The sequence below is a fragment of the Pseudomonas sp. GW821-FHT09D08 genome, from assembly GCF_059416305.1.
This window is the reverse complement of sequence record NZ_JBWKOX010000036.1, coordinates 22,491-30,017: the sequence shown is the minus strand read 5'-3', so window position 1 is coordinate 30,017 and position 7,527 is coordinate 22,491. Positions and strand designations below refer to the sequence as shown.

General features: G+C 62.6%; 7 protein-coding genes and 1 tRNA gene. All 8 read right to left on the bottom strand.

Going from position 1 to position 7,527, the window contains the following annotated elements:
• Positions 1-2 precede the first annotated feature (2 nt).
• The 8 genes from AC07OP_RS31035 to accD all read right to left on the bottom strand — a co-directional run bounded on the left by AC07OP_RS31035 (position 3) and on the right by accD (position 7,388).
• Positions 3-75, bottom strand: a tRNA-Val gene (locus AC07OP_RS31035).
• A gap of 107 nt (positions 76-182) precedes the next feature.
• Positions 183-947: an SDR family oxidoreductase gene (locus tag AC07OP_RS31030; RefSeq protein WP_027604081.1), complete on the bottom strand. Its 765-nt coding sequence runs from the start codon at positions 945-947 to the stop codon at positions 183-185.
• Positions 948-958: 11 nt separating this feature from the next.
• The gene (locus AC07OP_RS31025) at positions 959-2,170 is read right to left on the bottom strand and encodes an O-succinylhomoserine sulfhydrylase (RefSeq protein WP_368964123.1); all 1,212 of its coding nucleotides are present in this window, start codon (positions 2,168-2,170) and stop codon (positions 959-961) included.
• 65 nt (positions 2,171-2,235) lie between these two features.
• On the bottom strand, positions 2,236-3,741 hold the full coding sequence (gene purF / locus AC07OP_RS31020) for an amidophosphoribosyltransferase (protein WP_027604079.1): 1,506 nt from the start codon (positions 3,739-3,741) through the stop codon (positions 2,236-2,238).
• A gap of 41 nt (positions 3,742-3,782) precedes the next feature.
• A complete protein-coding gene (locus tag AC07OP_RS31015; RefSeq protein ID WP_003192538.1) occupies positions 3,783-4,340 on the bottom strand; it encodes a CvpA family protein in 558 nt (185 codons plus the stop codon).
• Between the two features lie 180 nt (positions 4,341-4,520).
• A complete protein-coding gene (locus AC07OP_RS31010; protein ID WP_027604078.1) occupies positions 4,521-5,180 on the bottom strand; it encodes an SPOR domain-containing protein in 660 nt (219 codons plus the stop codon).
• Positions 5,164-6,471, bottom strand: a complete 1,308-nt coding sequence (gene folC, locus AC07OP_RS31005) for a bifunctional tetrahydrofolate synthase/dihydrofolate synthase (RefSeq protein ID WP_495103256.1) — start codon at positions 6,469-6,471, stop codon at positions 5,164-5,166. The genes AC07OP_RS31010 and folC overlap by 17 nt, the downstream gene beginning before the upstream one ends.
• The gene (accD, locus tag AC07OP_RS31000; protein WP_027604076.1) at positions 6,468-7,388 is read right to left on the bottom strand and encodes an acetyl-CoA carboxylase, carboxyltransferase subunit beta; all 921 of its coding nucleotides are present in this window, start codon (positions 7,386-7,388) and stop codon (positions 6,468-6,470) included. The genes folC and accD overlap by 4 nt, the downstream gene beginning before the upstream one ends.
• Between the last annotated feature and the right edge of the window lie 139 nt (positions 7,389-7,527).

The window sequence follows — 7,527 nt, the reverse complement described above, 5'->3', positions numbered from 1 at the left end:
GGTGGGTGATGACGGGATCGAACCGCCGACCCTCTGCTTGTAAGGCAGATGCTCTCCCAGCTGAGCTAATCACCCTTTGCTTCGTTGAGGCCGCGAAATTTACGCAGGTAGCGGACCTAAGTCAATAGCCTGCTTGAAGTTTTTCTGAAAAAGACAAAATGGCTTCAAGACGGCTACCTGTCCTACTCGCTGTAAATCATCTTCTTGCTCATGCCCCCGTCCACCACAAACTCTTGCCCGGTGACGAACCCGGCCTGGCGCGACAGCAACCACGCCACCATCGCTGCCACGTCCTCTACCGTACCCACCCTGCCCGCCGGATGCTGGGCATGATCGGCATCGGTCAAAGGCTCGGCACGCCGCGCAGCTGGATCGCGGGCATCGATCCAGCCAGGACTGACCGCATTCACCCGCACTTCCGGCCCGAGGCTGATCGCCAAGGCGTGAGTAAGGGCCAACAGCCCCCCTTTACTCGCCGCGTAGGCTTCGGTATCCGGTTCAGACTGACGAGCCCGGGTCGAGGCCAGGTTGACGATGGCCCCGCCGTGGGCACGCAGGTAGGGCGCACAATGCTTGGCCAGCAACATCGGCCCACTCAGGTTAACGGCCAGCACGCGGTTCCAGTAGGCCAGATCGAGGCTTTCCAGGGTGATATTGTGCGGGTCGGCCACCGCAGCGTTACAGACCAACGCGTCCAGGCGACCGAACTGCCCCAGGACTTCGGCGACCCCCTGGGCCACCTGTTTCTCGTCAGCCACGTCCATGGTGATAAACCAAGCGTTTTCGCCCAGCACCTTGGACACCTTGGAACCGCGCTCGCGGTCGAGGTCGGTCAAGACCACCTGCCAGCCTTCGCTGATCAGCCACGCCGCAATCCCGAGGCCAATACCCCGCGCCGCGCCCGTCACCAGGGCGACGCGCCCATTACTGGCCGCCGCGGCCTCCAGGGACCACTCGATCACAAGGCAGCCAGCCCGCGAGCCAGGTCAGCCTGCAGATCCGTGACATCTTCCAGGCCGACCGCGATGCGGATCAGGCTGTCCCGGATACCGGCCGCCTCACGCTCCTGCGGCGCCAGGCGTCCGTGGGACGTGGTGCTCGGATGGGTAATGGTGGTCTTGCTGTCGCCCAGGTTGGCCGTGATGGAGATCAGGCGCGTCGCATCGATAAAGCGCCAGGCGCCCTCTTTGCCGCCCTTCACTTCAAAACTCACCACGGCGCCGAAACCACGTTGCTGGCGCTGGGCCAATGCGTGCTGCGGGTGGCTCTTGAGGCCGGCGTAATGCACTTTTTCGATACCGTCCTGCTGCTCCAGCCACTCGGCCAGGGCCTGGGCGTTGGCGCAATGGGCCTTCATCCGCAGGCTGAGGGTTTCCAGGCCCTTGAGGAAGATCCAGGCATTGAACGGGCTCAGGGTCGGGCCGGCGGTGCGCAGGAAGCCCACCACTTCCTTCATCTGCTCGCTGCGGCCTGCAACCACGCCGCCCATGCAACGGCCCTGGCCATCGATAAACTTGGTGGCCGAGTGCACCACAATGTCCGCGCCCAGCTTCAGCGGCTGCTGCAAGGCCGGCGTGCAGAAACAGTTGTCGACCACCAGCATCGCGCCTTTGGCGTGAGCCACTTCGGACAACGCGGCGATATCCACCAACTCGGCCAGCGGATTGGACGGCGACTCGACGAACAGCAACCTGGTATTGGACTTGATCGCCGCACCCCAGCCGGACAGATCCGCCAGGGGCACGTAGTCCACTTCGATACCGAAGCGCTTGAAATACTTCTCGAACAGGCTGATGGTCGAACCAAACACGCTGCGCGACACCAGCACGTGGTCGCCGGCACTGCACAGGCTCATCACCACCGCCAGGATCGCCGCCATGCCGGTGGCCGTTGCCACCGCCTGCTCTGCGCTTTCCAGGGCCGCGATACGCTCTTCGAACGCGCGCACAGTCGGGTTGGTGTAGCGGGAATAAACGTTACCCGGCACTTCGCCAGCAAAGCGCGCCGCGGCGTCGGCCGCCGTGCGGAACACATAGCTGGAGGTGAAGAACATCGGGTCACCGTGCTCACCTTCCGGGGTACGGTGCTGGCCGGCGCGCACAGCCAGGGTATCGAAAGCTACGCCATCGAGGTCGCTGTCCAACCGACCGGCATCCCATTCCTGACTCATGCTGCGACTCCTTACTCAATTCTTTATTTAAGATACAAAACCGGCCCCTCAGGGCCGGTGTCTACTCAGTTGTTGTACAGATCGATGATCGCGCTGACCGCCTGGGTCTTGATCTTCGACGAGTCGTTACGCGCCTGCTCGATCTTGTTCAGGTAGGCCTCGTCGACGTCACCGGTCACGTACTTGCCGTCGAACACGGCGCAGTCGAACTGCTCGATCTTGATCTTGCCACCGCCGACCGCTTCGATCAGGTCCGGCAGGTCCTGGTAGATCAGCCAATCGGCGCCGATCAGGTCGGCCACGTCCTGGGTCGTGCGGTTGTGTGCGATCAGTTCGTGGGCGCTCGGCATGTCGATACCGTACACGTTCGGGTAACGCACGGCAGGCGCTGCGGAACAGAAGTACACGTTCTTCGCACCGGCTTCACGGGCCATCTGGATGATTTGCTTGCAGGTGGTACCGCGCACGATGGAATCGTCCACCAGCATCACGTTCTTGCCGCGGAATTCCAGCTCGATGGCGTTGAGCTTCTGGCGCACCGACTTCTTGCGCGCCGCCTGGCCCGGCATGATGAAGGTGCGACCGATGTAACGGTTCTTCACGAAGCCTTCGCGGAACTTGACGCCCAGGTGGTTGGCCAATTCCAGCGCAGCGGTACGGCTGGTGTCCGGGATCGGGATCACCACGTCAATGTCGTGCTCGGGACGCTCGCGTAGGATCTTGTCGGCCAGCTTCTCGCCCATGCGCAGGCGCGCCTTGTACACCGACACACCATCGATGATCGAATCCGGACGCGCCAGATAGACGTGTTCGAAGATGCACGGAGTGAGTTTCGGCGCGACAGCGCACTGACGGGTGTGCAGCTTGCCGTCTTCGGTGATGTACACCGCTTCGCCCGGCGCGAGGTCGCGGATCAGGGTGAAGCCCAGCACGTCCAGAGACACGCTTTCGGACGCGATCATGTACTCGACGCCTTCGTCGGTGTGACGCTGGCCGAACACGATTGGGCGAATACCGTGGGGGTCACGGAAGCCGACGATGCCGTAGCCGGTGATCATCGCAACGACGGCGTAACCGCCGACGCAACGATTGTGCACGTCGATCACGGCGGCAAACACGTCTTCTTCGGTCGGCTGCAGCTTGCCGCGCTGGGCCAGCTCGTGGGCGAACACGTTGAGCAGCACTTCCGAGTCGGAGCTGGTGTTGACGTGGCGCAGGTCAGATTCGTAAATCTCCTTGGCCAGTTGCTCAACGTTGGTCAGGTTACCGTTATGCGCCAGGGTAATGCCGTAAGGCGAGTTGACGTAGAACGGTTGAGCTTCGGCCGAAGTCGAGCTACCAGCAGTCGGGTAACGCACATGGCCAATGCCCATGTGCCCGACGAGGCGCTGCATGTGACGCTGATGGAACACGTCACGTACCAGGCCATTGTCCTTGCGCAGGAATAACCGGCCGTCGTGGCTGGTCACAATACCGGCAGCGTCCTGGCCGCGGTGCTGGAGGACGGTTAGCGCGTCATACAGCGCCTGATTGACGTTCGACTTACCGACGATACCGACGATGCCACACATGCGACGCAACCCCTACTTAATGAATCTTGACTGAACACAACTTACTGCGGCGTTTTGGCCGGCAAGAGGTGTTCCTTGAACGGAAGATCAGCGGGTACGCTGATTCCGCTGGCCAGCCACTGACTGCTCCACCCCAAGATGAGGTTCTTGGACCAATCTGCAACCAATAGAAATTTTGGCACGAGTACCGACTCCTGCCACCACGAATCCTGCTGTACCGGCCCCAGGCTCAACAGCCCGACCGCCACGACCACCAGCAACGCGCCACGCGCGGCACCGAAGGCCATGCCGAGAAATCGATCGGTCCCGGAGAGGCCGGTGACACGTATCAACTCGCCAATAAGATAATTGACCATTGCCCCCACCAGCAGCGTGGCGATGAACATGATGGCGCAGCCCGCGATGACGCGAGCCGAAGGTGTCTCGATGTATCCGGCCAGATAGACCGACAATGAACCGCCGAACATCCAGGCTACGACTCCTGCGATGATCCAGGTCAGCAACGACAGTGCTTCTTTTACGAAGCCGCGGCTTAGACTGATCAAAGCGGAGATGGCGACGATTGCAACGATCGCCCAGTCAACCCAGGTAAATGGCACGTTTGAGCCTACGGACGGATAAGGCGGCGCATTTTAGCAGAGCGTCGGGCTGTCGGTAAGCTGTGATTGCGGCTGCTTTGCAAATCAATAGTTTGTGGCGAGCCAGCCCGATTTCAACCCCACTGCAAAACCAATGTGAGAGGGGTTTGCCCCTCCCCCATTGGATTGCATTCCAAGGACTCAGCCGCGCTCAGGCTGGAAGCGGGTCACGAAGCCCTTCAGGTTTTGCTGACGGTCCAGCAAATCCCGCAGCCGATCCGCCTCGGCGCGCTCGATCAGCGGCCCGATAAACACCCGGTTCTTGCCGTCGGCGCTACGGATGTAGGCGTTGTAGCCCTGGGCACGCAGCTTCTTCTGCAAGGCGTCGGCGCCTTCACGGTTGCCCAGGCTGGCCACCTGGATCGACCAACTGATCGGCAAGCCATTCGGGTCGATACGGCTCTGACCCACATCCGGCTTGCCCGGCGCGGCAGGCTGCGGCGCTACAGGCTTGGGCGCAGGCGCAGGTGTCGCCGGCTTGGCGGCGACCGCCGGAGCAGGTGTCGGCTTGACCACCGGCACGCTTGGCTGCACCGGCATCGACGGCGCCTGCTGCGCAGCCACCTCATCGTCAGTCGGCACCGGCTCTTCTTCAGGCAACGCCTGCGGCTCAGGCACCACCACCGGTTCCACCTGCACTTGCGGCACCGCCGGTGCCTGGGGCGCAGCCGGAGCCTCGACAACCACCTGGCGCTGCTCGTCCTGGCGGGAAAACAGCATCGGCAGGAAAATCACCGCCAATGCCACCAGCACCAGGGCTCCCACCATTCGCTGCTTGTATGCGCTATCCAGTAATGCCATGTGCAGCTTCCTCCGTGGAGCGCCGGGCCAACCACTCAAGCGCCTCGGCAACACAATAAAATGATCCGAACAACAGAATCTCGTCCTCGGCCGTCGCCACCGCGCACTGTGCCTCCAGGGCAGCAGTCACGCTTGCATACGACGCCACCGGCGCACCAAGGTTCTGTAACGCGATCTCAAGCTCATGGGCCGGACGACTGCGGGGCGTATCCAGCGGCGCGACCGCCCAAGCCTGGACACTGCCCAGCAACGGTGCAACCACGCCCTTCAGGTCCTTATCGGCAAGCAAGCCGAATACAACCAGGCGACGCCCCGACGGCGGCGTGCGCGCCAGGCGTTGCGCCAGGTAGCTGGCGGCATGGGGGTTATGCCCCACATCCAGCAGCAGGTTCAGGCGCTTGCCGTGCCAGTCGAACACCCGGCGATCCAGGCGCCCTACCACGCGGGTCGCCAGCAACGTCGCAGCAATCTGCTCAGCCTGCCAAGGCAGGTCCAGCAACAGATAGGCTTGCAGCGCGAGTGCGGCGTTCTCCATCGGCAGGTTCAGCAAGGGCAGATCACGCAGCTCCACAGCCTGCCCACTGGCATCCCGGCCGCGCCACTGCCAGTGCCGGTCACCGATTTCGAGATTGAATTCGCGGCCACGCAGGAAGAATGGGCAGTCCAGCTCACGCACCTTGTCCAGCAAGGGCTGCGGCGGATCCAGGTCACCGCACAGCGCAGGCTTGCCCGGGCGGAAAATCCCGGCCTTTTCATAAGCCACGGACTCGCGGGTATCCCCCAGGTAGTCGGCATGGTCCACGCCAATACTGGTGACCAGAGCCAGGTCGGCATCCACCACGTTGACGGTGTCCAGGCGCCCGCCCAGGCCCACTTCCAATACGACCACATCCAGCTGCGCACGCTCGAACAGCCAGAACGCCGCCAGGGTGCCCATTTCGAAGTAAGTCAGGGAAATCTCACCGCGCCCGGCATCAAGTGCGGCGAAGGCTTCGCAGAGTTGCTCATCGCTGGCTTCGACGCCATTGAGTTGCACCCGCTCGTTGTAACGCAGCAAGTGCGGCGAGCTGTACACGCCGACTTTCAGCCCCTGGGCCTGCAGCAGCGCGGCAACAAAGGCACAGGTAGAGCCCTTGCCGTTGGTGCCGGTCACCGTGATCACACGCGGCGCCGGCCGGCCCAACCCAAGGCGGGCCGCTACCTGTTGCGAGCGCTCCAGGCCCATGTCGATGGCGGACGGATGCAACTGCTCGAGGTAGGCGAGCCATTCGCCCAGGGTACGTTGGGTCATAGGTTCGCAGGCACCGGCGGCACAACGATCGGCTCGACTTTAGGCGCGACGTAAACAGGTGTCGGCAGGCCCATCATCTGCGCCAGCAGGCTACCCAGGCGTGGACGCAGCTCACCGCGCGGAATGATCAGGTCGATTGCGCCGTGCTCCAGCAGGAACTCGCTGCGCTGGAAGCCTTCCGGCAGTTTTTCGCGCACGGTCTGCTCGATCACGCGCGGGCCGGCAAAGCCGATCAACGCTTTTGGCTCACCGACAATCACGTCGCCCAGCATCGCCAGGCTGGCGGAAACACCGCCGTAGACCGGGTCGGTCAGCACGGAGATGAACGGAATGCCTTCTTCGCGCAGACGCGCCAGCACCGCAGAGGTCTTGGCCATTTGCATCAGGGAGATCAACGCTTCCTGCATCCGCGCACCACCGGAGGCGGCGAAGCAGATCATCGGGCAACGGTTTTCCAGGGCGTAGTTGGCCGCGCGCACGAAGCGCTCGCCGACGATGGCACCCATGGAGCCGCCCATGAAGGAGAACTCGAACGCCGACACCACCACCGGCATGCCCAGCAGCTTGCCGCTGACGGAAATCAACGCGTCCTTCTCACCGGTCTGCTTTTGCGCAGCGGTCAGGCGGTCCTTGTACTTCTTGCCGTCGCGGAACTTCAGACGGTCGACCGGCTCCAGGTCGGCGCCCAGCTCGTTACGGCCGTCGGCGTCGAGGAAGATGTCGATGCGGGCGCGGGCGCCGATACGCATGTGGTGGTTGCACTTGGGGCAAACATCCAGGGTCTTTTCCAGCTCAGGGCGGTACAGCACCGCGTCGCAGGATGGGCACTTGTGCCACAGACCTTCAGGAACCGAGCTTTTCTTCACCTCGGAACGCATGATCGAAGGGATCAGTTTGTCTACTAACCAGTTGCTCATGCTTTCTTTCTCCAGTACCGGTGGCTTGAACACAGCCCCGCGTATGCCCTTGAGCTAAATTCATATGTGGCGATGACGCAGGCTGGACGGGGTCAGACGTTCGACCTGCCATTTCCAGCCTGCATCCTCAGCCTTCCAG